31 protein-coding genes are annotated in these 26,732 nt (G+C 36.4%); 10 read left to right on the top strand and 21 right to left on the bottom strand.

Annotated elements, in window-relative coordinates; genetic code table 11:
- Positions 1 to 56: 56 nt before the first annotated feature.
- The 3 genes from IGJ18_RS06230 to IGJ18_RS06220 form a co-directional block, all read right to left on the bottom strand.
- Entirely contained in the window at positions 57 to 248 is a 192-nt protein-coding gene (locus IGJ18_RS06230) for a hypothetical protein (protein ID WP_010719318.1), read from the bottom strand.
- Between the two features lie 107 nt (positions 249 to 355).
- Positions 356 to 658: a hypothetical protein gene (locus tag IGJ18_RS06225; RefSeq protein ID WP_081128997.1), complete on the bottom strand. Its 303-nt coding sequence runs from the start codon at positions 656 to 658 to the stop codon at positions 356 to 358.
- 12 nt (positions 659 to 670) lie between these two features.
- A complete protein-coding gene (locus IGJ18_RS06220) occupies positions 671 to 1,105 on the bottom strand; it encodes a universal stress protein (RefSeq protein WP_010719320.1) in 435 nt (144 codons plus the stop codon).
- Between the two features lie 343 nt (positions 1,106 to 1,448).
- On the opposite strand from IGJ18_RS06220, the gene IGJ18_RS06215 reads away from it, so the two are divergent.
- The gene (locus IGJ18_RS06215; protein ID WP_010737411.1) at positions 1,449 to 2,066 is read left to right on the top strand and encodes a LysM peptidoglycan-binding domain-containing protein; all 618 of its coding nucleotides are present in this window, start codon (positions 1,449 to 1,451) and stop codon (positions 2,064 to 2,066) included.
- A 66-nt stretch (positions 2,067 to 2,132) separates the two neighbouring features.
- Here IGJ18_RS06215 and IGJ18_RS06210 read toward each other — a convergent pair whose 3' ends face one another.
- From IGJ18_RS06210 to IGJ18_RS06185, 6 genes are all read right to left on the bottom strand, one after another.
- A complete protein-coding gene (locus IGJ18_RS06210; protein WP_438843027.1) occupies positions 2,133 to 2,669 on the bottom strand; it encodes a ClbS/DfsB family four-helix bundle protein in 537 nt (178 codons plus the stop codon).
- An 83-nt stretch (positions 2,670 to 2,752) separates the two neighbouring features.
- Positions 2,753 to 3,514 (bottom strand): class I SAM-dependent methyltransferase, encoded by a 762-nt coding sequence (locus tag IGJ18_RS06205; protein WP_438843026.1) that lies wholly within the window; start codon positions 3,512 to 3,514, stop codon positions 2,753 to 2,755.
- Positions 3,515 to 3,923: 409 nt separating this feature from the next.
- Entirely contained in the window at positions 3,924 to 4,214 is a 291-nt protein-coding gene (locus IGJ18_RS06200; RefSeq protein WP_034700666.1) for a hypothetical protein, read from the bottom strand.
- The gene (locus IGJ18_RS06195) at positions 4,207 to 4,485 is read right to left on the bottom strand and encodes a DUF2089 family protein (protein ID WP_063627040.1); all 279 of its coding nucleotides are present in this window, start codon (positions 4,483 to 4,485) and stop codon (positions 4,207 to 4,209) included. Before IGJ18_RS06195 ends, IGJ18_RS06200 begins: the two co-directional genes overlap by 8 nt.
- A 281-nt stretch (positions 4,486 to 4,766) precedes the next feature.
- On the bottom strand, positions 4,767 to 5,111 hold the full coding sequence (locus IGJ18_RS06190) for a metal-sulfur cluster assembly factor (RefSeq protein ID WP_010719329.1): 345 nt from the start codon (positions 5,109 to 5,111) through the stop codon (positions 4,767 to 4,769).
- Between the two features lie 131 nt (positions 5,112 to 5,242).
- Positions 5,243 to 6,184 carry a YitT family protein gene (locus tag IGJ18_RS06185; protein WP_010737469.1) on the bottom strand — a complete coding sequence of 314 codons (942 nt, stop codon included), beginning with the start codon at positions 6,182 to 6,184 and terminating at the stop codon, positions 5,243 to 5,245.
- A 158-nt stretch (positions 6,185 to 6,342) separates the two neighbouring features.
- On the opposite strand from IGJ18_RS06185, the gene IGJ18_RS06180 reads away from it, so the two are divergent.
- Positions 6,343 to 6,834, top strand: coding sequence for a YajQ family cyclic di-GMP-binding protein (locus tag IGJ18_RS06180; protein ID WP_010719331.1), 492 nt, complete (start codon positions 6,343 to 6,345; stop codon positions 6,832 to 6,834).
- Between the two features lie 134 nt (positions 6,835 to 6,968).
- Here IGJ18_RS06180 and IGJ18_RS06175 read toward each other — a convergent pair whose 3' ends face one another.
- The gene (locus tag IGJ18_RS06175) at positions 6,969 to 9,332 is read right to left on the bottom strand and encodes an ATP-dependent DNA helicase (RefSeq protein ID WP_438843025.1); all 2,364 of its coding nucleotides are present in this window, start codon (positions 9,330 to 9,332) and stop codon (positions 6,969 to 6,971) included.
- A gap of 638 nt (positions 9,333 to 9,970) precedes the next feature.
- On the opposite strand from IGJ18_RS06175, the gene IGJ18_RS06170 reads away from it, so the two are divergent.
- The 8 genes from IGJ18_RS06170 to rpsT all read left to right on the top strand — a co-directional run bounded on the left by IGJ18_RS06170 (position 9,971) and on the right by rpsT (position 16,419).
- A complete protein-coding gene (locus IGJ18_RS06170; RefSeq protein WP_181914943.1) occupies positions 9,971 to 10,597 on the top strand; it encodes an MBL fold metallo-hydrolase in 627 nt (208 codons plus the stop codon).
- A gap of 27 nt (positions 10,598 to 10,624) precedes the next feature.
- Positions 10,625 to 11,329, top strand: coding sequence for a histidine phosphatase family protein (locus IGJ18_RS06165; RefSeq protein ID WP_053766367.1), 705 nt, complete (start codon positions 10,625 to 10,627; stop codon positions 11,327 to 11,329).
- Positions 11,330 to 11,494: 165 nt separating this feature from the next.
- A complete protein-coding gene (locus IGJ18_RS06160; RefSeq protein ID WP_010737464.1) occupies positions 11,495 to 12,328 on the top strand; it encodes an undecaprenyl-diphosphate phosphatase in 834 nt (277 codons plus the stop codon).
- A gap of 180 nt (positions 12,329 to 12,508) precedes the next feature.
- The gene (locus IGJ18_RS06155) at positions 12,509 to 14,428 is read left to right on the top strand and encodes a heavy metal translocating P-type ATPase (RefSeq protein WP_438843024.1); all 1,920 of its coding nucleotides are present in this window, start codon (positions 12,509 to 12,511) and stop codon (positions 14,426 to 14,428) included.
- An 82-nt stretch (positions 14,429 to 14,510) separates the two neighbouring features.
- Positions 14,511 to 14,966 carry a DUF441 domain-containing protein gene (locus tag IGJ18_RS06150; RefSeq protein ID WP_081129081.1) on the top strand — a complete coding sequence of 152 codons (456 nt, stop codon included), beginning with the start codon at positions 14,511 to 14,513 and terminating at the stop codon, positions 14,964 to 14,966.
- Positions 14,967 to 15,043: 77 nt separating this feature from the next.
- Complete coding sequence (locus tag IGJ18_RS06145) at positions 15,044 to 15,175, top strand: hypothetical protein (RefSeq protein ID WP_010719339.1); 132 nt, start codon at positions 15,044 to 15,046, stop codon at positions 15,173 to 15,175.
- A 318-nt stretch (positions 15,176 to 15,493) separates the two neighbouring features.
- The gene (locus IGJ18_RS06140) at positions 15,494 to 15,763 is read left to right on the top strand and encodes a hypothetical protein (RefSeq protein ID WP_005878685.1); all 270 of its coding nucleotides are present in this window, start codon (positions 15,494 to 15,496) and stop codon (positions 15,761 to 15,763) included.
- 401 nt (positions 15,764 to 16,164) lie between these two features.
- A complete protein-coding gene (rpsT, locus tag IGJ18_RS06135; protein WP_010719340.1) occupies positions 16,165 to 16,419 on the top strand; it encodes a 30S ribosomal protein S20 in 255 nt (84 codons plus the stop codon).
- Positions 16,420 to 16,631: 212 nt separating this feature from the next.
- Here the strand turns inward: rpsT and holA are convergent, their stop codons facing one another.
- The 11 genes from holA to IGJ18_RS06080 form a co-directional block, all read right to left on the bottom strand.
- Positions 16,632 to 17,675, bottom strand: a complete 1,044-nt coding sequence (holA, locus tag IGJ18_RS06130) for a DNA polymerase III subunit delta (RefSeq protein ID WP_438843023.1) — start codon at positions 17,673 to 17,675, stop codon at positions 16,632 to 16,634.
- A 36-nt stretch (positions 17,676 to 17,711) separates the two neighbouring features.
- Positions 17,712 to 19,982: a DNA internalization-related competence protein ComEC/Rec2 gene (locus tag IGJ18_RS06125; RefSeq protein ID WP_438843022.1), complete on the bottom strand. Its 2,271-nt coding sequence runs from the start codon at positions 19,980 to 19,982 to the stop codon at positions 17,712 to 17,714.
- Positions 19,975 to 20,457, bottom strand: coding sequence for a ComE operon protein 2 (locus tag IGJ18_RS06120; RefSeq protein ID WP_010719343.1), 483 nt, complete (start codon positions 20,455 to 20,457; stop codon positions 19,975 to 19,977). The genes IGJ18_RS06125 and IGJ18_RS06120 overlap by 8 nt, the downstream gene beginning before the upstream one ends.
- An 18-nt stretch (positions 20,458 to 20,475) precedes the next feature.
- Positions 20,476 to 21,171 (bottom strand): helix-hairpin-helix domain-containing protein, encoded by a 696-nt coding sequence (locus IGJ18_RS06115; protein ID WP_178306007.1) that lies wholly within the window; start codon positions 21,169 to 21,171, stop codon positions 20,476 to 20,478.
- A gap of 566 nt (positions 21,172 to 21,737) precedes the next feature.
- Complete coding sequence (locus tag IGJ18_RS06110; RefSeq protein ID WP_034700677.1) at positions 21,738 to 22,025, bottom strand: hypothetical protein; 288 nt, start codon at positions 22,023 to 22,025, stop codon at positions 21,738 to 21,740.
- A gap of 595 nt (positions 22,026 to 22,620) precedes the next feature.
- Complete coding sequence (locus IGJ18_RS06105) at positions 22,621 to 23,664, bottom strand: SepM family pheromone-processing serine protease (RefSeq protein WP_025480486.1); 1,044 nt, start codon at positions 23,662 to 23,664, stop codon at positions 22,621 to 22,623.
- Positions 23,654 to 24,145, bottom strand: coding sequence for a pantetheine-phosphate adenylyltransferase (gene coaD, locus IGJ18_RS06100; protein WP_010719347.1), 492 nt, complete (start codon positions 24,143 to 24,145; stop codon positions 23,654 to 23,656). The genes IGJ18_RS06105 and coaD overlap by 11 nt, the downstream gene beginning before the upstream one ends.
- A complete protein-coding gene (gene rsmD / locus IGJ18_RS06095) occupies positions 24,142 to 24,723 on the bottom strand; it encodes a 16S rRNA (guanine(966)-N(2))-methyltransferase RsmD (protein WP_223603477.1) in 582 nt (193 codons plus the stop codon). Before rsmD ends, coaD begins: the two co-directional genes overlap by 4 nt.
- A gap of 122 nt (positions 24,724 to 24,845) precedes the next feature.
- Entirely contained in the window at positions 24,846 to 25,187 is a 342-nt protein-coding gene (locus IGJ18_RS06090; protein ID WP_010719349.1) for a YlbG family protein, read from the bottom strand.
- Entirely contained in the window at positions 25,180 to 25,608 is a 429-nt protein-coding gene (locus IGJ18_RS06085) for a YlbF family regulator (RefSeq protein WP_411245864.1), read from the bottom strand. The genes IGJ18_RS06090 and IGJ18_RS06085 overlap by 8 nt, the downstream gene beginning before the upstream one ends.
- Positions 25,595 to 26,722 carry a CAP-associated domain-containing protein gene (locus IGJ18_RS06080; RefSeq protein WP_438843021.1) on the bottom strand — a complete coding sequence of 376 codons (1,128 nt, stop codon included), beginning with the start codon at positions 26,720 to 26,722 and terminating at the stop codon, positions 25,595 to 25,597. Before IGJ18_RS06080 ends, IGJ18_RS06085 begins: the two co-directional genes overlap by 14 nt.
- Between the last annotated feature and the right edge of the window lie 10 nt (positions 26,723 to 26,732).

The raw sequence follows: 26,732 nt of genomic DNA, 5'->3' as shown, positions 1-26,732 counted from the left end.
GAACAAAAAATGAGTGTGAAAAAAGTGAGCCACCACTTTTTCACACTCATTTTTGATCATTCATTTACACCAAAGAAAGATTTGAACCGTTCAAGGATTGATGCTTGTTTTAAATCAATAAACTGTTGGGCAACAGAAAATTTGTCCTCTAGCAATTCTTTATTTGATTCAATCAAAATTTTTGCTTCTTCGTACTTCTTTTCTTTACATAGTTGTTTGACTTCATTCAATACATCACCAGCACTCATCTTTTCACCTACTTCAGTTATTAGGAACCTATTGATATAAAAGGTTGTCTCAATGTTGAATGTTTACGATTCTTTCACACAATGAACTTTCTTCCGCAGCACAAAAGCTATTCTTTTTGATCACTTGACGTGATAAATCGGATCGACTCTTGGTACTCCCGATAGTCTCTACTATAAAGATCTGTTAATCGATCTGGCAAAACGAACCAAGCTGGATGGTACCCATTTACAGTGACAGGAAATCCTTTCTCTTGCAGACTATCACCATCCCAGCGTAAGGCAATCGCTGTTTTGCCTGACCATTTCACTAAAGCAACAGAATAACCTTTTTTCGTCTGCGTACCATCTTCTAAAATTTTGAGGATTTCAATTTTTTCTCTAGGAGCTGTAACCTCTTGTGGACGTACCATTCTTTCCCCTCCTTATTTGACCACTAACACACTGCAGGGCGCATGAGTAACAACGTAAGAAGCTGTAGAGCCGACTAAAGCTTGTTGGATTGCTCCTTTACCAGTAGCTCCCATGACAATCAAATCGATCGCTTCTTGTTGTGGAAACACCGTCCCAATCAAGTTACGTGGATCACCCGTTTCAACAATAGCATGGATGTCATTGATCCCATATTCTTTCGCATCATGGATCTTTTTTAACATTTCGACTTCTATCTTCTGTTTTTCTTCTGCGTAGATTTTTGAAAATGCGTAGGCGCTATGTGTCAACTCTACTTTATTGATGATCGAAACGATAAATAATTCGGCTTCATTATCTTTCGCTAAATCTAGCGCTTCCAAAAAAGCTTGTTCTGATTGCTTAGACCCATCGACAGCTACCATTATTTTTTGATATCTCTTACTCATGTTATCGCCTCCTTGTTTCTATTATTGTAACATCTCATGCTAAATTTAAAAAAAATTACGCTGTTTTCAATTATTTCGTATTTATTTTCAAAAAATGTAGCTTTTTTTTACTTGTTTCTAGTGTTTATTTTTCTCATCAATTGTCCTTGTTAGTGGTTTATTTTAAACGTTTATGACAGTTTTCTCATTGTTTTTCACATTTTATGATAATCTGTTTGTTACAAAAAACGTATCTTTGTTACAAAGTGTCATAGAGCTTTTACCTATGAAATATTTTCCCATGGTAAAGTATTCCTCGTTGGACACAACAAAACTATTTTTAAATTTATGAAGGAGATCTTACATGAAATCACTTAAAACATTACTATTAGGAACAACTTTGACTGCCGGCGCACTATTCTTTATGGGAACATCTGCACATGCGGACGAAGCTTATACCGTTCAATCAGGTGATACGCTATCAACGATTTCTCAAAAATACGTTGGTGATAACTCCTTGATCCAAACTATTGCAGAAAAAAATTCAATCTCAAACATCAACTTGATTTATTCAGGTCAACAATTAACAATCCCAACAGGCGAACAAGCAGCAACAACACAAACAGCTTACCAAGCGCCTGCTCAAACAAAAACAGTGGCTGAACAACCAGTGAAGCAAGAACCAGTTCAACAAGCAGCACCTGCTCAACCAGTTGCTCAAGCAACGCAAACAGCGGCACAAGCAACACCAGCGACAACAAACACAAGCTCAGCGAAAGAATGGATCGCTCAAAAAGAATCTAGCGGTTCTTATACAGCAACAAACGGTCGTTACATCGGACGTTACCAATTAGATTCTTCTTACTTAAATGGTGACTATTCAGCAGCAAACCAAGAACGAGTTGCTGAACAATACGTATCTTCTCGTTATGGCTCATGGGAAGCAGCTAAATCTTTCTGGGAAGCAAACGGTTGGTACTAATATAAAATAGCTTGTTTAAAAAGCGAAGGTCCCTCTTTAGGATCTTCGCTTTTTTATTGATTCTATTCATTTATTTTTTTGAGATTGTTTTAACTTCTTGATCGCCCATTCGTAGTGACTGGAAGTTGCAGAAATGAAATAACTACCTAATGTGGTATTCCCCACCCATACAAATTGCTTTTTCTGGAATAACTCTTCATCACTCAAGGCGTCTAATTTTTTCATTACTTGCTCATGGCTTTTTTTCAAATAGTTTTCAGCTTCCACTAAAGAAGTTGTTTGATGCTTTTCTACAAACTCTTCATTCATCTTCCCGTAGGTTCGCCAATTATACGGTTCAGGCAAGAAATTTCTTTCTTCTCCGTTAAAGTTGCTTTCAAGCCATCGTAACAATAGTTGATGCCATTCGTACAAATGGATCAATACATCTTTTAAGTCTTTGTCTCGTCGCCAATGTGCTTCCTTTTTTTTCGCCAAAAACTCTTCACTAAATTGAAAGGATTGCTTGCGATCTTCCTCACTCATACCGTTAATTAATTTCCATAAATCATCGAATTGGCTGTTTGCTTTTTCAAGCAATTCATCTTTTGATTTTGGTCGCATATAACGCACCCCCTCTTTTTTGCTAAATCACTTGCTCACCATAAGGAATTTCAAAATGATTTGTAGTAACTTTTATGTGTTCATTATTTTGTATTACGAGCAACAAAAGCAAAACGATGTTGCAAATTATAAATCGTACCATGTCGTTTCAACTCTTCATAAAGTCCCAATAACTCTTTGAAATTTTTCTCAACTGTAAATCCTGGGTACTCCCATTCAATCGTCCGTACATAAAAGATCAAACTATCCATATCAAAGAATTGTTGATCCAAATAGGCTTCGTCACAAAACAAAAGATCAAAATGGTGCTGTTCTAGTTCTGCTTTCACTAAGGAAAGATGAAAATCAAAACATTCTTTCCTTACTTCTGGCATCAAACGAGAGGCCAAATTCAACCCGTTGAAATCTCCTACTTGTTGAGAAATAAATAACCCATCTGGTTTCAAGACACGCTTCACTTCAGCTACTGCAAAAGATTCATGAGAATTGATCACTAGATCAAATGAATCATCTGGAAAATCCAATACGTCCTCTTCCCCCACAAATTTTACTGTTACACCTTGAGGGTCAAGTGTTTGTAATAATAGCTGGTAATTAGGCGGATACCCTTCCGTTACTGCTGTCTGTCCATAAGGATGGTTAAATGTTTGTAACAATTCACCTCCACCTGTGCCCATATCTAATAGAGACATAGTTGGATTTAAATAATTTAAAACAAGCTCTCGGTAATCCCACGGAGGCTCTTCACACGACCATTTCCCATCTAAATAGGAAAAATCCCAGCCAGTAAAATGTTTCTGTTGTTCCTCACTTTTAAGCCACTCTTTTTTTAATTGGTCCATCATCTTTTATCGCTCCAGTCATTATGATTTTATAATCGTTGACGGCGATATAGTCGATTGGATAAAGCATACTCGATATAGGTCTATCCATTCCACTATATCGAGTAGCTACCTCGTTGTTTTCTCATGTTCATTCTCCTTTTGATTGACTTAAAAACAGTATATCATGAAAACCAGAAACGGAAAACGCTTACTAAAAAAACTGTTTTGTGCGTTTGCTTAGATTGTTAGATAATTTGGAAGCTATAAATTTTTTGAGTTTCAACAACCTCTTTCGCAATTATTTTCCTATACTGTACAATCTTTCAGTACATCAGCTATCCGAATATTTTACATAGAAAAAAAACTCTTCTATCAGCATTTACTAAAAGCTGTTAAAAGAGTTTAAGTTAGTGTATCAGCCAATAACTCGTTATTGATTCAAGATATCCTTTGCTTTCATTTTTTCCATTTCTTTTATTGTCTTTTTTTTCTTTGATTCTTTTCCGCCTTCATAAATACAGATCAATGTAATCAAACCAACAATAGGCATTAATATATTTCTAAATGTTAGATTTAAATGACCTGTCAAAACGATAAAAACAACTAAACCACTGAAAATCACTGGTAAGATCGCTCCCATATATTTATTCCCTATATAACCACTTAGGGTTTGAAACCCAATAATACCTGCAATAAATAAAAATTGTATTATATTATTCATCTATACTCTCCCTATGTTTTTTTATAATTTCTTTTGCTACATCTAAACTTATTTTTTCGTTAATCACGAGTTGCATCATTGATACTTCAAAAGAATCTTCTTGCTTTATATCAAAAAGTTTTATTTTTTCAATTAATCTATCTAACCTTAATCTTACTGTTGGGTAACTAACTTCATACTCTTTTGCTAACTGCTTTAAGGAACCTGATGCCAACAAAAATTTCTTAATAAATACTTGTTCCTCAGGTTCTAAATTAAAAAACCATTCCATTCATTAACCTCCCAACAAAATATAAATATAATTAAACAAAGTTTAACATTGTTAAAAACAAAACACAACTTAATTTATTAAGTATGATTTATAAAGAATTTCGAGATGCGATTTGAATAGAAAAAGAGATAAAAGTCGTTATCATTTATTCATATTTTGACAATTTTACTTCATCAAGCATCAATTTTTACAAAACAAAAACTCCTTTATCAACTTTTTCTAAAAGTTGATAAAGGAGTTTAAAAATTGTTTACTCGTTGAATATGAAATCCGTGTCAAAATTATCTGATACCAAGTGCAATTCGTGCATAACGACTCATCTTATCCGTCGTCCAGGCTGGATACCAAACTAGTTTGACTTCTGCCTTAGTTACTTCTGGTACTTCTTTTAAGGCGTCGTGGATGGATTCAGTTAGGATATCAGCTAATGGGCAACCCATGGTTGTTAAGGTCATTTTAATGACTGTTTCTCCGTTTTCTGGATCAAACTCGATTTCATAGATCAAGCCTAGGTTGACGATATCGATCCCTAGTTCAGGGTCGATGACCATTTCTAAGGCAGCTAAGATTCGTTCCTTGATTTCATTAACTTCTTCTGCAGACCATTTTTGGTTTGCTTCGCTCATCTTGCAGCACTCCTTCATGCAATTTTCATTTATCATACTCTTTTTTTGCTCATTTGTAAATGAGAATCGAGAGGTTCTATTCTCATTTAGCAGGTTGAAAACAGAAAATTCTTCTGTCTTATTTAAATCAATTATTGTTTTTTAGTTTTTGAAGGAGTTTTCTTTATTTCGGGAAAGACACCCGTAGAACGGTAAAGATTTTGTTCGCTTTCATTAGCAAAACGGCCAAATACCGAATGCGTTGGTAAAATATTGATAAAAGCATCTTCGTCGATTTCATGGACGATTTGATCTAAATCATACATTTCATAACGAGTGATCACCATCATGATCGTTTTACCTTCTTTTTTAGAATAGCCACCGATTGATGGTAAGAGGGTCATTCCTCGAACCATATTTTGAGCGATCGCTGCGGTCACTTCATCTGGTTTAACCGTCACAATCATGGCGGTCACTTTTTGATGACTCGTATGAATCGCATCAATCACTTGAGTCATAGCATAGATAGAGATAATCGTATAGAGCGCACTCTCCCAGTTAAAAAGAAATCCCGCAATCACCACGATCAAACCATTTAACATCAGCATATAATTTCCAACGGTTTTCCCCGTAGTTTGTGAAAGGACTAAAGAAATAATATCCATTCCTCCAGTTGTAAACCCCATTTTAAGTGAGATCCCTACACCAACACCTAACAAAACACCGCCGACTAAGGCATTCATTAAAATATTGTCCGTCACCTGCCCAGTGGGAAGTAAGGTGGTTGCTACCGATACGGCTACTACATTGACAAAACTTAAAATCGTTGCTCGTCTGCCTACTTTCAAGAACCCTAGAATAAAGACAGGGATATTCAAAATAAAGATAAAGGCACCTGTGTCCACTTTTACGTGGAGCCAGTCAGATAATAACGAGGCAATGATTTGGGCAATCCCATTCATCCCTGCGGAAAAGACGTTTGCTGGAATCAAAAAATAATTTAAGGCAACCGCTGCGGTCAATCCGGTGACTAAGATAACCACAATCTTTTTTAATATTTCATTTCTTTGATACACTGTCATAATCTTACTCACAAGCACCTCTTCCTTTCAAAGTTATTCCAATTGTAAGAATAACAGGTTATGAATTAAATTAAAATACTTGAATCATAAATGAGAATAATTTTAGTAAAGCTTCAACACAATCATTTGACTATGATACAATAAAATAAAAACAAATCAGGAGGATCACTATGGCAAAAGATGCAAGTTTTGACATTGTTTCAGAGGTCACAATCGAGGAAGTCAGAAATGCGATCCAGCAAACAATAAAAGAATTAACCAACCGTTTTGATTTTAAAGATTCGACTATTGATATCAAATTTGATAACAATAAATTAACCATTCTCAGTGACGATGATTTCAAGATCGAACAAATCAAAGATGTCTTGTTCAGTAAATTAAACAAACGAAATGTTCCAATCAAAAATATCCATTTTTCTGAATCAGAGCATGCCCTTGGAGGAAAAGCACGCCAATCCGCTGAACTTATCAATGGCATTGATCGGGAAAATGCCAAGAAAATCACAACTGAGATCAAAAATTCAAAGATTAAAGTAAAAACCCAGATTCAAGAAGATCAAATTCGTGTAACTGGAAAAAACCGTGATGACCTTCAAGCGGTGATTGCTTTATTGCGAAAATTAGATCTGCCAATCGAACTTCAGTTTACTAACTATCGTTAACAGATAGCTTTACTTGTCAGACAATGAAACAATTGATCAAATACGCGCTTGAACAGATAAGACACCTGAATCTACCAGTCGTTTATGGTTGATTCAGGTGTTTTTAATTTTAAACTACTAGCGCTAGAGTAATTTCACATCTCTAATGATTTACTTTTGTGCCAAAAATCGGTGATTTCTTTTGTGAGTTCAGAAAGGTTTCTGACAGTGGTCGCTGACTGCCAATGTTTTGGAAACAATTGGCGATAATCCAACCGAGTAAAACGCTGATCTGCTAACAAAACGATTCCCTGATCACTGGCATCTCTAATGACACGCCCCGCTGCTTGTAAGACTTTATTCATACCAGGTAATTGGTACGCATAAGCAAATCCCAGCTGATCTTTTTCGTCATAATATTCTTTGATCAACTCCTGCTCATGGTTCATTTGTGGTAACCCAACGCCAACGATCATACTGCCAATTAATCGGGTTCCTTTTAAATCGATCCCTTCTGAAAAGATTCCGCCTAACACACAAAAAGCTAGTAAGGTTTCGTCTGGATCAATTTGAAACTGCTTCAAAAATGTTTCTCTCTCAGTTTCACTCATCATGGTATCTTGAATCAGCACCTTAACATCTGGATATTTTTCCTGAAAGGCTGTTACTGCCTGATCCAAATATTGGTAAGAGGGGAAAAATATCAAGTAATTCCCGATTTTTTCTTTTGTAAAATGTTGGATCGTTTCAATTAATCGAGGCATGTTCTCTTCTCGTTTACGATAGGTTGTTTCTAAATAATTTGTGATCAGCACTTTTTGATTTTCTTCTGGAAAAGGACTTGGCAAGCGATAAGCTAAGCTCTCTTTTCCTCCTAGCGTTTCTTGGTAATAAGACAATGGCGAAAAACTAGCGGAAAATAAGATACTACTTCTCCCCTTAGCTAACGATTGTTCTAAAAAATCACTAGGATCGATGCAAAATGCTTTGATGATGAAATCTTGATAAGTTTTCTCTACAGTTGTTTCATAATGATCATCGTAAAATTCACTGATTTTCAAAAAGTGAAGTAGGTCAAAATAAAAGGGGAGTAACGTCTCTTGAATGGCATGTTCAGGATACTCTGCCAACCACTCTTGGATGTGCTCACTCAATTGATAACCAGCATTAACCAATGTGTCCGCGGGTGCTTTTTGATGGTGGTAGGTCCACCCATCTTCATTTGAAATTTCCTGGATCTGATCGAACGCTTTAAGTAACTTATTAAAACGTCGTCTTAACTTTTTAAATTCTTTTGGAATGAGTGCATAGACGTTTCTAGCGCTTCGATATGAAAGTTTTGCGGAGTACATCTCTCGGGAACGACTGACCAAATTATGGGCTTCATCAATCAGAAAAAGATGATCCTCATTTTTTTCGCCTTCAAAAAAACGTCGTAAATAAACAGTCGGATCAAACAAATAATTATAATCCCCAATAATCACATCACACCATAAACTCACATCTAGCGACAACTCAAAAGGACATAACGTATGTTTCTTCGCATAAGTTTCAATAACTTCTCTGGTGATTTGATTTTCATGATTCAATAAATCCCATAATCCTTCATTGATCCGGTTGTAATAACCGTTGGCATATGGACATTGATCTGGATTACATGTTGTTTCGTCTAAAAAACAAATCTTATCTTTGGCTGTCAAAGTCACACTTTTGGTCTCAGCACCCACATCTTTTAACGCCTCCAAAGCATCTTCAGCGACTTGTCTCGTGATTGTTTTAGCCGTTAAATAAAAAATGCGTTCTCCCTCTTCTTCCCCTATTGCTTTCAAAGCGGGGAACAGTGTAGAAACTGTTTTTCCAGTTCCTGTCGGTGCTTCGACGAATAATTTTTGTTTTGTACGAATCGTTTTATAGGCAGCGACTGCTAACTCTCTTTGACCTTTACGGTAGTTGTCATAGGGGAATTTCAAAGCCATCAAAGAAGCATTTCGAACGGTACGCCAATTCTCTTGAAAAATCAGCCATTCTTTATAGTCATCTGTAAGTTTTTTAAAAAACTCATTTAATTGTTCGATGGTTTGATGCTCAACTTTTCGGGTAATGATTCCTTCAGTAGTTTGATAATAAGTTAGTTGCAAATTAATTTCTTTTAAATCATGTTCATGACAATAAATATAAGCATAGGTTCTTGCTTGATGGAAAAATAATTCAATTTGTTCTTTTTCTAAGTCTTCATACCTCGGTTCCGAAGTTTTTATTTCATCAATATAATAGATGCCTTCTTTTTGGAACACGCCATCTGCTCGCCCTTCTATGATTAGCTGGTATTCCTCGAAGTGGACAGTCGTCTTTAAAAAGACTTCTTTTTCATAGTCTTCTCCAGCATCTTTTTGAAGCTTCCGATGGATCTTGGCACCTTCCAGTGCGGTATGGTTACTTTTTTTACGATTGTCGATACTGCCACGCCTTAAGATAAATTCAACAAGGTTACGTACCGATATTTTTGATTGCTTCACCACTCCCACTCCTTTGACTATAAGCTTACCTGAAAAAGAAAAGAATCGCAAAATACTAAAATCAAGCTTATCAATTTGCCGATTTATACGCCTCAACAGATGAAAGTATTACAGCTATTTACTCACTTTTTCCTTTCATAAGTATGTTTACAAAGCTATAGATTTGTTTACATTATTCAGATATCTCTCTCCCTTTACATTCATCATCGTTCACTTGAAAGTAAAGTAAAACATCCGAAAATAGCTTTTTGCATTTTCGGATGCTTCCCTTTGTTTTTCAGAGTTGGACATCACTGTCGCAAGCTCGAATAGGATATAGAATTAGGATTTTTGGATGAGCTCACTCTAACACCAACTTATTAAAAAGAAGTGAGAATTTTCTGTCCTCTTGTTTAAAATCTCTCAATACTTTTATTTTACATCTTGTCATTGAAATAAGTGGTTCATTTAGGAAGCAAGAAAACTCGGCTACAAAAAAACATGACTCAGCTCTACTATAATAAATTAATTCAATTAATTCATTTATTATTCATACAATTCGATTTAGATTCACCGTGGACCATTCCTCAAGTAGGGTCTTTTGTTTCATCTTATCAATTGAGTTATACTAGAATTAAGTAAGCGATCAGGAGGAACTCTTTATGCATATTGAACAAATCAAAACTGGGATAATCGAAGAAAATTGTTATTTGGTTTATAACGATGAAGCGCTACTGATTATTGATCCTGGTGAAGATGCAGCAAAAATCAAAACGCAAATCGAAAAAACGCAACAACAACCCGTAGCGATTTTACTAACACATACCCACTATGACCATATCGGAGCCGTCGAAGAACTTCGTCAGTTTTATCAGATCCCTGTATATGTTAGTCCATTAGAACAAAGTTGGTTAGGCGATCCGATATTAAATCTTTCTGGTTTGGGAAGACATGATGACATTGCGAATATCATTGTTTCACCTGCTGAATATGAATTTGAAATGAAACCCTATCGTCTAGGGAATATGACATTTCGGGTCGTCCCTACACCTGGTCATTCGATTGGAAGTGTCAGCTTTATCTTTGATGATTTCGTCGTATCAGGTGATGCACTATTTAAAGGCAGTATCGGTCGAACCGATCTATATACTGGGAATCTGGAGCAGCTGCTACACAGTATTCAAACCCAGTTGTTTGTGTTGCCAGATGAATTTGCCGTTTATCCTGGGCATGGAGATGCTACGACCATTGAACATGAAAAAAGAACCAACCCTTTCTTTAATGCTTAACTAACAAATCGATTGGAGGCTGTAAATATGACTAAAACCACTCTTTACATCGTCAGACACGGAAAAACGATGTTCAATACGATTGAACGTGTCCAAGGTTGGTGTGACACACCACTCACCAAACAAGGCCAAGAAGGAATCCACTATCTTGGAAAAGGATTGAAAGACGTTGATTTTTCTTTTGCTTATTCTAGCGATAGTGGTCGTGCTATTGAAACGGCACGTATCATCCTCAGTGAACATGCCAAAGGAAAAGATATCCCTTACTTTATCGATCAAAGGATTCGTGAATGGTGTTTTGGCTCCTTAGAAGGTGGCTATGACATGGAAATGTGGGGAGTTATCCCCCGAGTATTAAACTTCAAAACTTATGATGAGATGTTCACGACGGACGTAACTTTTGAACAAATTGCTAATGCTATTTATAACCTGGATACCGCTGGCTGGGCTGAGACCTACGATACTTTAAAAAATCGTGTATGGTCAGGATTTGAAGACATTGCGCACCATTGCGAAAAAAATGGTGGTGGCAACGTCCTAGTTGTTTCTCATGGGTTGACGATTGGCTTTTTACTCAGTCTAATTGACGTACATCAACCTGTTCGAGCAGGCTTATTAAATGGCAGCGTGACAAAAGTGACGTATGAAAAAGGCAATTTTTCAATTGAAGGAATCAACGATACTAGTTACATTGAGCAGGGAAAAAAACACTCGCGGGATTCTTTCTTATAATCGTTCTGTTATCAAACACTGGTTTGCGAGTACTCACTTGAGTACTCGCTTTCTTATGCCCTCTTTCTATTTCTCAAGTTTTTCTTAACATCAAGAAAGCATTTGGTTTTCATTAGAAAGAACGGTATACTTAATACTGTATTTTATTTGGGAAGGAAGGTCCGTATGTTTTTTGCAAATATCATCAAAGCAGCTATCTTAGGAATTATCGAAGGGATTACCGAGTGGTTGCCGATCAGTAGTACTGGTCACTTGATCCTAGCAGATCAGTTCATCAAGCTAGATGCTAGCACACAGTTTATGTCGATGTTCAACGTCGTTATTCAATTAGGTGCTATTTTAGCAGTCGTCGTTTTATATTTTCATAAATTAAATCCCTTTTCTCCAAGCAAAACCACTATTGAGAAAAAAGATACTTGGACATTATGGTTCAAAGTCGTAGTCGCTTGTATTCCAGCAATTATTATTGGATTACCTTTAGATGATTGGTTAGAAGAACATTTTCATAAATTTCTACCAGTTGCGATCGTCTTAATCGTTTATGGGATTGCATTCATTGTTGTGGAAAAAAGAAACAAGACGAAAACACCACGTTGGACAACCTTAAACGATTTTACTTATCAAGCGGCGTTACTGGTTGGATTATTCCAAGTATTAGCGTTAGTTCCTGGAACTTCTCGTTCAGGAGCTACGATCCTCGGAGCCATTTTGATTGGTGCTTCTCGATTTGTAGCAACAGAATTTTCATTTTTCCTTGGTATCCCAGTGATGTTTGGTGCCAGTGGTTTAAAAATCGTGAAGTATCTAGCTGAAGGAAACTCCTTTAAAATGGAAGAAACGATTATTTTACTCGTTGGAACCCTCGTATCATTTATTGTCTCCGTTTTAGCCATCAAATTCTTGTTAAGTTATTTGAAGAAAAACGACTTTACAATTTTTGGTTGGTATCGGATCATTTTAGGGATCATTTTGATTGGTTACTGGTTTATCGCAATGTAACTGAATAAAACGAAGTCAAAGCACCGTATGATTACGGTGCTTTTTTATATTTATTCTAATTATCCCCTTTCCAAAAAAGCGTTATTCTAAATGATAACTATTATCGTTCTCATTTAGCGATTTTTATTATCAATTAGAATTTTGGTGTGGTATATTGATTTTGTAAAGGAGGAAACAAATATGACTCGTTTAATACAGACATTTATCCCGACAATCGGTTGTTTATTACTTATAATTTTAGGTTTGGCTACTCAATCTTTTGTGCCTTTTCTAAGTATCATCTTTTATTTAGGCGCCATCTCATTCGGCGGTTTCAAGCAGACTCGTGAAGGGTTGACCGAACTTTGGCAGGAAAACACATTGAATGTTGACTTATTGATGGCCTTGGCAGCAATTGGCGCTTGTTTGATCGGTAATTTTTTAGAAGGTGCGATGCTTACGTTTATTTTCTGTTTAAGTGGCGCTCTCGAAGAATATACGACCAGTAAAAGTCAGCAAGAAATTACCGCTTTAATGAATCTACAGCCACGAAAAGCACAACGTTTAACTGCAAACGAAGAATTAGAAGAAATAGCTATAACTGATCTTAAGATCAATGATCGGGTATTTGTTCCAAAAGGTGGAACGATCCCAATTGACGGCTATTTAGAAAGTCAACAAGCAACGGTTGATGAAGCAACATTGAGTGGTGAATCTGTACCAGTTGAAAAAGTCCCTCATGATGAGTTATTTGCAGGAACGATCAATCGAGGAAATCCTTTAATCTTACAGGTGACTAAAAAAAGTGATGAGACCGTTTTTGCTAAAATCATCCAGCTGGTTGAAAAAGCACAAAGCACCCCTACAAAGACCGCTTCTTTTATCTCTCGTATTGAAAATACCTACGTTAAAGGTGTGTTAGTCGTTGTTCCATTAATGATTCTTGTTTCATATTTCATTTTTGGCTGGAGTTTTCAAGAAAGTTTTTATCGGGGAATGGTTTTACTGGTTGTCGCCTCTCCTTGTGCGTTGGTTGCCTCTGCGACACCTGCAACACTAGCAGCCCTTTCTAACGCTGCCCGCAACGGTGTGCTGATCAAAGGTGGACTCCATTTAGAACAATTAGCTGATTTAAAAGCAATTGCCTTTGATAAAACCGGAACTTTAACGAAAGGTAAACCGATAGTAACTGATAGCTATTTTGTAAAAGATCAGAATCTGGCGCAACAAATCTTAGTTTCAATGGAACAAAAAACAACGCACCCCTTAGCTCAAGCAATCGTAACACATTTTGACATTGCTATACCAAAAGACATCCAAAAATTACCAATCGAAGAAATCACGGGGTTTGGTTTACGAACAGTTTACCAAGAAGCTCAGTGGATTGTAGGTAAATGGGAACCAGAAAAAACGTCGATAGCTGAAAAAGAACTTCTTGATAAAATTCATTTACTCGAACAACAGGGAAAGACAGTGATTGTTTTAACCAAAGACAATCAATTGATAGCACTCATCGGCTTATTAGATGTGCCGAAAGAAAATGCCCAACAAGTCATTGACTATTTCAATAACCAGCAAATTGATACTAGCATGATCACTGGAGATAACCAAGGGACTGCTGCAGCTATTGCAGAGAAAATTGGTGTTCAACACTTACTGGCTAACTGCACACCATCGGATAAAACACACTATGCACAACAGCAAAAAGAAAAGTACGCTGTCACAGCAATGGTTGGTGATGGTGTCAATGATGCCCCAGCTCTTGCAACTGCTTCACTAGGAGTAGCCATGGGACAAGGAACGGATGTCGCTATGGAAATCGCTGATATCGTCTTAGTAAAAAATGACTTGCAAAAATTAAGTTATGCCCACCGTCTTTCACTAAGAATGAAGAAAATCATTAAGCAAAATATTATTTTTTCTCTTACAGTGATTTGTTTACTGATCCTTTCTAACTTTCTGCAATTTTTAAATTTACCTCTTGGCGTGATTGGTCATGAAGGAAGCACGATCTTGGTTATCTTAAATGGGTTACGTTTATTGAAACCCTTACCTGAAGATACTTCCAAAAAATCACGTTGCACTGGCTGTCCCTTACAGCCGAATCACCACTCTATCTAGTTTTTCCACTCTGATGAACCTCACTTTTGTAACCGTTGAAAAAATGATATGATTGATGGCAGGAAAGTGAGGTTCTTTTTTTATGGAAAGTTGGATTTTTCTTGGATTGATCATGGTTGTTGCCCTGCTTGCTAAAAATCAAAGCTTGATCATCGCTACAGGTTTTATATTACTAGTCAAATTGATACCGACATCGAAAGTGTTTCTTACTTGGCTTCAAGGCAAAGGAATTAATCTAGGAGTCACCATCATCACAGCTGCTATTTTAGTTCCAATCGCTACTGGCGAGATTGGCTTAAAAGATTTACTAGATGCCTTTAAATCACCCATCGGTTGGATTGCTGTGTTTTGTGGTGGTCTAGTAGCCGTCCTTTCTTCCAAAGGAGTCGGTTTGATTGCTTCAGACCCGCAGATTACTGTTGCATTGGTTTTTGGAACAATTCTCGGAGTCGTTTTCTTAAAAGGGATCGCTGCTGGTCCAGTCATTGCTTCTGGTATTACCTATTGTCTCTTGCAATTATTTTCTTTAAGTAAATGAAAAAATCGAACACAGTTAAAGTGTTTTGAGTCCTCTGAATCGAATCGTTCGTGATATACTTATTCCGAGGTGATCACATGTTAGAAAAATTAAAATACTTTATCGGCACGGTTGGTTGGTTTTTATTAGCGATCGTATTGATTTTAGGACTAGCTTATCTTTTATTTCCAGATCTGATCCAAAATGTATTCAATACCTACTTTAATTGATCGTGAAAAAAGTAAACCCGATAGATGAAGTGAAAAAACTTTATCTATCGGGTTTATTGTTTTTCCATTTATCTTTACTTATGGAATCTACTTGATAAAAGTTGCGTGAGTTTCATCAAGTATGTTTTTAATGTTCCTACCTCTTCCTCTTACCCCTACACCACTTACCCCCTTTTATGTTTCCTAAAATATTATTAAATAATCCTCATTTCTTTTTGGCTCCTCCTTTCATTTTTTGTTATACTAGAACACAAGATAGCATCACTTATATTTTTAATCATTCGCTATTATGCTTTATATATAGAAAGGAAAACGCTCATGGAAACCTTTGAAGGTCTTTTAATTGATACGTATGTCTTACAAGAACAACCTATGATGTTGACTGGCTTAAATCTTCAACTGGAAGATCGTGTCATTAACGGTCTGTTGAAAGATCGTTACTTGGCAAAATATATTCTTCGGCTCCCTTTAAATAAATATGTATTAGAAGTCAGTGGAAAATGGAACCGCCGCAATCAATTAGTCATCAAAAAAATGATGATCAAAAATATTGATGAATACATTAAAATTATTGGGACTCCGGAATAAGTTTAGTCACACCAACGGTTAACGGTTATAAAATAACTAAAGAATGGTATCGTTATGATTGCTTAGTCTACAAGGAACGTATCCCTTTTCAAAAAAAGCTTTGCAAACGGTTCGCTTTGTTATATAATGTTCGAGTACCAAACAGTCCCATTCAAATTTTGTTTAAAAAGATAAATTTATCTGCTTTGGTTGAACGCTATTGTCTCCCACAATAGCGTTTTTTATTTGCCCTTTTCCCTTCTCTTTCAATGCTAGTAGAGCCTAGAATTAAGTTTCTTTTAGTGTTAAGGAAAAAAACTTGTCATGTTCATATTGCAAAGATTACTTCATTTAGGTATAATAATGAATGTTGAATTATGCGGTAACACGCGTAAGAACTTAATTTATCGGAGGTGAAACTAATGCCAAACATTGAATCTGCAATCAAACGTGTTCGTACAAGCGAAAATGCGAACGTTAAAAATTCATCTCAAACAAGCGCTATGCGTACTGCAATCAAAAAATTTGAAGATGCTGTAGCTTCAGGTGCTGAAAACGTAGATGCGTTATATAAAGAAGCTGTTAAAGCTATTGATATGGCTGAAACAAAAGGTCTAATTCATAAAAACAAAGCTAACCGCGACAAATCTCGTTTAAGCAAAAAAATCGCTAAATAAGGAAATCGGCTACGGCCGGTTTTTTTATTTTGTCTCAAACAGTCTATTCGATCACCCTTCTGTTGGGTTTCTTTCCATTCTTTTTATTAGTAAACCAGCTGCGGCTGACTCAGCACTTCCTACTCTAAAACAATTGATGTCTAAAAAACGCTCAAAACATCATCGTTTCAAGCGTTCTTTTTGGATTTATTTCGATTGTTTTTCTCTTCTTTTTAACTCTTCAAAAGCTGACCTGTTCGTAAGACAAATAATTGAAAGCTTAATTCTTTTTCGATTTTACCACTTTTGATTTGGTAATCCATTTCAACCAGATCGTCAAATAAACGCCTTAGGATCTTTTCATCAAATTTACGTACCTCTTGCATCGCCAATTTTACACGGTAAGGATGTATCTTTAAAGTCTCAGCAATATTAGCCTGCTGATAACCGATTTTCATCAAAAACTTGGTCTGTAAAAACAAACGTATTTGTGAAAGCAAGATGGCATTGATCTTAATGGTTTCTTCTCCTTGGGTAATTAAGTCTTCAAACAACCGCAGCGCTTGTTCTGTTTTCCCGGAAAGAATATATTGTGTCATATCAAAAAGATTATGTTCCAAGGTTTTAGGGACTAACTGTTCCACTTCTTTAACAGTGATCAGTTCTTGTTGTTGCCCATACAATAGTAATTTATTCAGTTCCCTCATCATTTTTGATAGATCGAGATCCGTTAACCGTAAAAACAGATCAATCGCTTTACGGTCCATTTGAAACGGTGCATTTTCCAGTGTATTCAATAAATACTGACGTACTTCTTTTTCATTCAATTGCTGAACATTGATGGTCACAGCAGCTTTTTTTAATTGTTTCGTTATTTTTTTCCGCTCATCTAATTTCTCATAGGGAGCAAAAAACACTAAAACTGTTGATTCTAAAGGTTCTTTTAAATAATCAATCAGTAGATCCGTATTTTGTTCAATCCCATTATTCACTTTTTCAGCTGTTAAAAAGTAGGGATTTTCTACAAATACTAGGCGTTGATCACCAAAAAATGGCAAAGTCTCTGCCTCAGCAACCACCTCATCAATACTAGCATTCCCCATATCAAAACTTAAGAAATTCAAGTCATCTTGACTATCGATTTGAATTTTTTTCTGGATTTCTGCTCTTACCTGATCCTGTAAATATTTTTCAGTACCTAGAATCAAATAACAAGGCGCAAGCTTTTCTTTACGGATTCTTTGTAAATCTGCTTGAATACTCATTTCGTTCACCACTTTCAAATTTATCCTACCATGAGTAGCTGGGAATTGCTAGTCTATCATTGTGTGGATCTTTCCGTTTGGATACCAAAAGGGATGCCATTTAAAAGTAATTGCGCCTTGACGGTCGGTACGCAAAGGAGTGACTTTATTCTGCTTTAACGTCGCTAGTACGTCTTCATGAGGATGACCAAATAAATTATTCACGCCACAGGATAAAACACCATAGGTTGCTTCTAATTGCGAAATGAACTGTGGATGACTAGATGTGCGGCTGCCATGATGTCCTAATTTGATCACATCCGCTTTTAAATCTGGATAAGCGTTTCCGATCTTTTCTTCTGCATGCTGATCTAAATCACCTAAAAAGAGAAACCGACAGGATTGATGAGTCACTGACAAGCCAATTGAATCTTCATTCTCCCCCTTCCCCTGGGTAATCGGAGACAACACAAAAAAATCAAAATAACCTTTGATCCAATCACCCTGCCTGACTTCACAAATAGTAGTTCCTGCTTTTTCCAATTTCTGCAACTGCGTATGGAGCCAGGTGCTTTTGCCAGCTCCCCAACCAATATAAATCGTATCGATCTTGAAATGTTTTGCTAATGTCGTGATTTCTCCCACATGATCGATATCGTCATGCGTTAATATCAGTTTATTGATGTGTCGGATGCCATTTCCTTTTAAAAATGGGACAAGATTGAACTCTGCAGGTGGTCTAACCCTTCGCTCTTGCCAAGCTTCTTTTTGAAAACTCAATTTTCCACCAGTATCAATCATAACGATTTCTTTTAAAAACGGCGCTTTAAAAAGAATACTGTCTCCTTGCCCTACGTCGGTGAAAGTGATACTACTTCCGAATTGAAGAAAACGACCAAAAATGAGAATAATGGGTACAAGGAGTGCAGCGGTCACGCATTGAAATGGTTCATGTTGCTTTTTCTCTATAAGCCATAAAAGAAAGCCTAAACTAAATATTAACAACCAGCCATTCGGTCGCCCAATCACTAGATTGGCAAATCTCAACGAATCTAGTAATCTCTCGAAATGGACTAAAAAAGAATCAAGCAACTCGCTAACATTTGGAGGTAATACCCTGCCAAAAACAAATAAAAACGTCAAACAAGGAAGAAATACTTTCTTAAAAACAGGAGCAAAAAGAAGAGTCAACATACTCCCTAATAGTGGCCACTCATAAAAATGCCAAGCTGTCAGTGGCATGATGCCGATACTAAATAACACGATAGTAGTGAACTTGTGAAACTTAGTGGTTGGGTGAGACAACAAAAGAAAGAAGAAGCTCATTCCTAAACTTAGCTGGCCCTCTACTTGGAAAAGACAAAGCGGCTCGATCAGCAAAAGTATCCATAAAATAATCGAATAATGATCGAAAGAAGAAAATTTGACATTGAGGAGTTTTAGCCCTAATTTCAATAAGAATGACAGCCCCGCTCTTTTCACTGACACAGAGCCCCCAGATAAGCTAAAATACCCCAAAGTCCCCCCAACTAGTGGGAGATAACTAGCAGTTAATGTCATCCCTCCTCTGCGAAACAGATAATAGAGCCAACCTAAGTAAGTTTGGATGTGCATGCCTGACAAACTGAATAAATGAAGTAAGCCAGTTTCTTTATATGTGTCTTCTGATGCTAAAAACTGACTATCTTTATAGCCAAAGATCAAAGCATTCATATAGACACTCACCTTGTGACTAAAGTGTTCTTGAATAAACGTAATAGACCTTCCTCGTGTTCTGCTCAGCATATTCTGCCAAGCATTACGATTCAAATGTTCTTTGATCTGGCGTATCTGAAATCGTCCTTTGATCCGATGTATTTGGTCATACTTTTTTTGATCAAACCCATAAGGATTCCTTTGTTTGGAAGTTTCTTGGTAATCCCCGACTACAATTAATTCAATCGCTTCATGTCTAAGAACAAGAAAAGAATTTCTTTCTTGTTCAGATTTGGCATAATAGCTGCAAGAAATCTTTTGCTTGTCCGTTGTGTGCCCAATAAAAGTCACTAAATCTCCATTCATTTTCACTGTGTCTGAGGCGACCATGATACGTTCAAACGTCCTTTGATCATCGATTGGTTTTGTTTCTTTAAGCCAGCAAGAAAATAAAACCAGCGTACTACAAATGAGACTTAAACCAATAATTTGTTTATTTTCTTTCCGTAAAAAAAACAAAAAAAATCCAGCGAAAATCAAACGATAATGCCATCTGTCTGTATAATAAAACAAACAAATAAAAATCGAAGAAATCGCTGGAAAAATGAATCGATTCTGTGTTTGATCACAAAATCTACTAAACATGTTCTCCTGATAATTCTTTTTGGAGTTTAGAAAAGTGAGTAGAATCCAATGATACTTGATGAACAGTTGCACCTAATTGTTCGATCAATGATTGTGCATACGGATCATTTCGATAATCATGTAAATAGTTGATTTTTTTGATTCCTGCTTGTAATAAGGCTTTTGTACAAGCTAAACAAGGGAAATGAGTCACGTAAATCTCTGCGCCCTCCGTAGGTATGCCTAGTTTTGCACATTGTAATAAAGCATTCATTTCCGCATGGATCGTTCGCAAGCAATGACCATCGACGATATAACAGCCTTCATCAATGCAATGAACATCCCCACTAACAGCGCCATTGTAGCCTCCAGCAATGATCCGTTTTTCTCTTACTAAAGTTGCGCCGACTTCTAATCGTGTACAAGTACTTCTCAATGATAATAATACTGCTTGAGCCATAAAATATTGGTCCCAAGGAATCCGTTCATTGCTCATATTAGCCACCTCTATCGTTTATTCTATAGTAATTGTAACGAAGTTTTTGATTTTTTCAACTGTCTTCTGACCAATTCCGTCTATTTCTTGAAGCTCGTCAATACTTTTGAACGATCCATTATCTTGTCTATACTGAATAATTTCTCGGGCTTTTTTTTCACCGATCCCCGGTATTTGTTGCAATTGCGAAAGATCAGCGGTATTAAGATGCACTCGATCTGGGTTTGTGTCCGCTGAATCTACCGTCGCTAGACTAGCATTTGAGCTTTCTGGAATTTCTTCGCCTACTTCAGGAACGTACAGCATTTGTTGATCCGTTATTTTTGCTGCAAAGTTGATCTGTTTCTCGTCAGCTGATTCCGTCAGCCCACCTGCTTTTTGAATGACATCAAAGACCCGATCTTCTGCCACAAAAGCGTACATTCCAGGTTGTTTTACCGCTCCTTTCACATCGACATAAATCACTGACCTAGTCGATGTACTCACCGTTTCATCAATTGGCTTCGTTTCAGAACTGTTCTTTTCCGGAGCCTCAATCGATTGGTTTGTCAAAAATAGTTGATCCTTTTTACTTGATTGACTGAAAAAATGAACCATCATTCCACCAAGGATGATGACTCCTATGACACCAAAGATCCCTCCAATCACAAATTTTGGTGAAGAAAAGTTGGTAGTATAGAAACGCTTTCGTTTGTTCTTCCATTCTTCGCTCATTGTGACTATTTTCCGATTGGCTTCCTTTCATTAAATTATGAAGAAGTTTTTTCTCTTCATGATTAAATACGTCAAACCATTTTTCTACATGAAAATAAACCTACTTTTGGGACAATTATTTTATGAAGAATGAATCTTTCATACCTTTAAACATTTCAGGAATAGGCGTTGACATAGGGTCTATATTCCTCTTTTCATTACCTAGCAAAAACCATCAAAATCACTTTTACTAACTTTGATGTTTATCTATTTTTCTATCCGTTTTTGAAAAATAGTTTCAAGTTCACACTCTTAGCGAAGCTCTTCCTTGATTTTTTTGAGCATGTACCCGACTTACCTAAGCAATCCTAAATACGATATCTTTGCCACTGTCTCTCTAGAGGCTATGTACAATTATTCTCACTATACTAAAACGCAACGCCTCGATTATATCAACTTTCCCAGTGTTCAAATCTCCTAAATAAGTCAAAGACTCGCTTCTCCTCATGAACAATCGTGAGCTAGTTTACATAGATTTTATAAGATATTTTTTTACGGACAAAATATTCCATTGTCTAAACTAGTCGTTATACCATATCCAGATAGGTAACTAGTACGATTACGAGACATGTAACGATCATGTAAATAATGTTTTCTAAGCGTCTTGTATGATTTTTTAGAATAATCCCAGGATCAGTAGAATTGAAACTAGTCCGATACTCGATTGGCACAAAATTACCGATACATATTCCGAATAACAAAAGTAAAAAAGGCCAATTTGTAATAACTCCTCTATTCATAAACGCACCTATGATTGAGCTAACATAAATCACTAATTGAATCATTATAATTACAATCGCTTTTTTTCTCATCATTAATCCTCTCCAAGTAAATTTAGAAAAACAAACAGGACTTGATCACAAAATAAAAGTGGTAGTTGGTTTTAAATAGATTTCAAGAATAAAATTCTCCAGCTCTTTCCTCTATTTTCAGAATACCCAATGAATCGGATAAATGTAAAAATCAAAAGCTGTGTGCCAACGTAGTTTTTACTAGGGAATCAGTAAAAAAACACTGACTTAGAACGATCTGATCATCTAACTGTATTCATTTTTCTGTCCTTCGATTATATCATACATCTTCACTTTATTTCCTATTTTTTCATTTCACCGAAAATTTTTCCATTATAAGTTTAAACTCTTTATCAACTGACGCAGTTAAAAATAACTTTACCTTTACTGATCCAACGAATATAAAAAGCTTACCTCATACACATAGATCCCCTCATGGCTAGTTTCTATTCATTTTAGTTTCTCTATAAAAAAGAGACAGACAAGCTTTCCGTTAAGGCTGAGTCATTGAAAACATCAATCTTAAAGGAAATTTTGTCTGTCTATTTATTCGTTCAAAGACGTTTCATGAACAATGATAAAAAAATGTTGTTGAAACAAAACGATTTATAATGAATCTTTAGTTCATCTTTTCTAAATAATCAAGGGCATCTTGGACGGTTTTCACTGGTACAATTTTCATTGAAGAGTTCAATTCTTTCGCAGCAGCTTTGGCTTCTTCGTAATTGGTTTTGATTTCTGGATGTTTCTTCTTGATTTCATCTGAGATTGGATCATCCGGTGCAAAGAATATTTCAACGCCAGCTTTGTCTGCACTAGCCACTTTTTTATCAATACCACCAATTCGCCCAACTTCACCGTCGCTATTGATCGTTCCAGTACCAGCAATTTCTTTCCCTTGACGAAGATTTTTACCGGTCAATTGTTCATAGATTTCCAGGGTAAACATCAAACCAGCAGACGGCCCTCCGATTGATCCTGAATTAATCATTACATCTGTATCCGACTTGATACTCGTATGATCGGTTAAAGTAATCCCAATCCCTGCTTTATTATCCGTTGGCAGTTCGATCAATTTACCTGAAGTTTCGTTTTCTTTGCCATCTCGGAGATAGGTGATCGTGACCGTATCGCCGACTTTTTTACTTTTGACATACTTCATAAATGCTTCTGCACTTTTAAAGGTTTGTCCATCAACTTTTGTGACTGTATCACCAACTGCTAATTTTCCATAGAAATTGGAATTCTTCTCGACACTCATGACATAGACACCTTTAAATTCCATCTGGTAAGAGCGCCCTGCCAATTTTAGCGCTTGCTCAATCGCTGCATTTTGGGAAGACTCCATATAATATTGTTGGATTTGATTGTATTCTTCGCTAGTTGCCCCGCCAGTCAACTCCTCAGCGCTAATCAAATCTTCAAACGGTGCTAGCTTGGCTTTGACTGCTGTAAAACCAGTTGCTCGACGGATGCCCACTGAAGTTAATGAAAAGGAACCTGAATCTTTGTCCTTTTTCCCATTGACGGTAATCAGCTCTTTCAAATTGATGGTTGCTCCTGGTGCTTCCACATAAAAAGGAAGTGGAATTACCACGAACCCAATAATAAATATCCCTAAAAAAATGACAAGAATTGTCTTTAACCATCTTTTAAAGTCCATCATTTTCACGCTTTCCAGCTAACGCTTCGTTGATTACTGGTGGAAGATAGTCACTGACATCTCCCCCAAAGTGTAAGACTTCTTTTAATAAACTAGAACTAACGTGACTATATTCTTGTTTAGCCAATAAAAAGACCGTCTCGATTTCTTGATTTAAATGATGGTTCATTTGAGCAATATCCCGTTCATATTCAAAATCCTTTACACTACGGATACCACGAATGATGGTTTGAACAGCTAATTCATTCGCAATCTCGACTGTTAATTGATTTTCCTGGTGGTACACTTTAACATTCGGAAGATGACGAACAGCTTGAGTAATCAATGTAACTTTTTCATCAACGGTAAATAGATGTTTTTTTGACGTATTCACAAATACCCCAATGATGACCTCATCAAACATTTTTGCTGCTCGTTCGACCATATCTAAATGCCCATTCGTGAACGGATCAAAGCTGCCTGGAAACAAGGCTTTCTTCATAGGTCTTCCTCTTTTCTGTAGATAGTCACAGTTGAAATACCATACGTTTGTTTTCTGATTTGCGTAAAATCAGCAATCTTTTCTGGTAATTCCACTGTTTTATCAGTTTCACATACAATAACTGCCGAATCATTAAAAAGGTCCAGCTCCGTCATTTTGATTATTTGGTCAAGAATTTTTTGTTTGGCATATGGTGGGTCAAGAAATAAATAATCAAATTTTTGCTGATCATTTGCCAGCTTTTCGATGGCTTTGTCCGCATCAAGTTTTAACGTGGTGAATTTTTCTGGCTCTTTCGTTACTTTAATGTTTTCTTGAATTATTTTTAGCGCTTGGTAATTTTTGTCTACACAAAAGGCATGCCCACAGCCACGAGAAACTGCTTCGATAGCTAACCCGCCACTACCAGAAAATAGGTCTAAGACTGTTTCTCCGTCGAAGTAAGGACCGATCATATTGAAGATCGATTCTTTCACTTTATCTGTGGTGGGACGTGTATTAGCCCCTGCTAAACTCTTTAAGCGTCGTCCACCATATGTTCCTGATATGACTCGCATTGACTCACTCCTTTTAAAAATCGTGCTGTTAATAGTATACCAAAAAAAAAGATAAAAAAACTTGGATCGCCATTAATTTCATGCTTTCTCAAGTTATTTTTATCTTTTTTATTTAAGAGATGAATGATTTACACAAAACAGGTTTAAAAGACATGGTCTGCTAAACGAATCTTAGTGTTGATCTCCTCAATCTCAAAACCTTCTTCTTTGACTGGTTGCTTCGTACCAATCTTATCAGCAAAGTTCATTTCGACGTCTGGACGATAAGAGCGTTCAACTTTGCGAACAAAATGAAGTTTGTTGATTCGTTCTGCAGTTTGCTCAAATGTGTCTTCATTCAAATACAATACGACATATTTCATTTTACGTGAAACGTAATGAAGCAATCCAAATTTCTTCAAATTTTTTAATTGTTTCAAACTGTATACCCAGACAATCAACCCACGTCGTTTCGTTAGTTGAAATTCATTTTTTTCATCATTCATGACAGTTACCTCCACATCCACTACGCCTCTTTTGTTCAAAAAAAGGATTTCCCGCATCAATTTTAATCGTCAACGATACCGTTTCTGCTAACTGTTGGCTAATTTTATCCAATAGATCTTGCAATTGTGTTTCCATAAAACGAAAATCCGCTACTTTTTCATGCAAATCAAGTTGGCGTTTGGCTAACCGAACAGCTCTTTGCTTCTCTCGAAATTCTGGTGCATATTTTTGATAAGGAACAACTTTTTCAAACTGTTCTTTTTTTATTGAGAAATCATTAATCAATAAATTGACATCCGCTGATTGTTCCATCACTTTTTTAGCTTTTAAATATTTTTTCATCGTCTCGCTTTTTTTGATACAATTGGATAAGCTCTGACATTGATCTTCTAAGGCAAATAATTCCTCATTGATTATCACTGCTATCGGTACTCTCCTTAACTTCTTCTTGCATTAAGACTAACATATTTTCTTTTGAAAAAGCAATTCCTAATAGATCGGAAGTGTTAACTAAAAAGCGGTCGTGATAGTACGGATCACTATACAAAAATAAAAATGTAAACGTTGGATCAATCACTGGATGGGTAAAGACACCGGTCGATTGGGGAAGCTTTCTTTTTGCGACTAACGAATCAATTTTATCAGTAGTCAATGAAAACTTAGCAGTTGCGTTTGTACTACCCGCTATTTGTTGCCATTCTGCTAATCGTTCTTTCGTCAAAATATCTTCTGGTCTATTAAGATAATCACTTAAAAGCAATTTCGTTTGAGTAGAAAAACCGATCGTCTGCTTATAAAGTGGTAAGCGATCCAATTGCCTTAACTGATTCAACAATCGAACACTATGACCTTCTTTTGCTTGATTGATTTCAGCCCAATCTACTTGATCATCTATTTTATATTGCGGTAAGTCTGAACCAAATACTTGATAGGGATGAAGTTTCAACAAACTAGCTTTATCCAAATAAACGATCGAAAACAGTCCATTACTACTTTGGTCGAAGAATAAAATAGCAAACGTATCATTATCAAACGCAATCAACGGTCGATAATTCATATCTTCTTCCATCAATTCGATCCCGACATCTGTTCCATTGTATTCAAAATTAAAATTCGTATAGATCGTGGTGATCTCTGTTAGATCTTGCATTGTCATCCCTAAGTAAAAAGGAGCAATCGTTGAGTTGTCCGTATTTAATACTTTAATCGTGGAAACTTTATCTTTTGTGATATTCGCTTCAAAGGATAAGTGATTGATTTGATCATGGTAATATCTTGTTTCAAAACCAAACCCACTCGTCAAGCGTTCATAGGGATCACCAAAACGTTGCTCTAATTCATCAACTGATTGACCAACATACGTGGAAAAGCCAGATGTTCCCAACTTCTGGTATTTCCACGTAGTCATTTGATTTTGAGTGATTTGCTCTGAGCTTTTTTTTACTTCAAGTTTAGGAGGAAACAACACCGGCTGCATGTAAAATGCAATGATCACTGATAACAATATCGCACCAAATAACCCTAGCCGTTTCATCTTTTTCCCA

Origin of the sequence: Enterococcus sp. AZ078, assembly GCF_051714985.1 — a bacterium.
In the GTDB taxonomy this organism is placed as follows: Bacteria; Bacillota; Bacilli; order Lactobacillales; family Enterococcaceae; genus Enterococcus_B; species Enterococcus_B hirae.
Note: the sequence above shows the minus strand (reverse complement) of the source record. Positions and strands in the feature narration are given on the sequence as shown.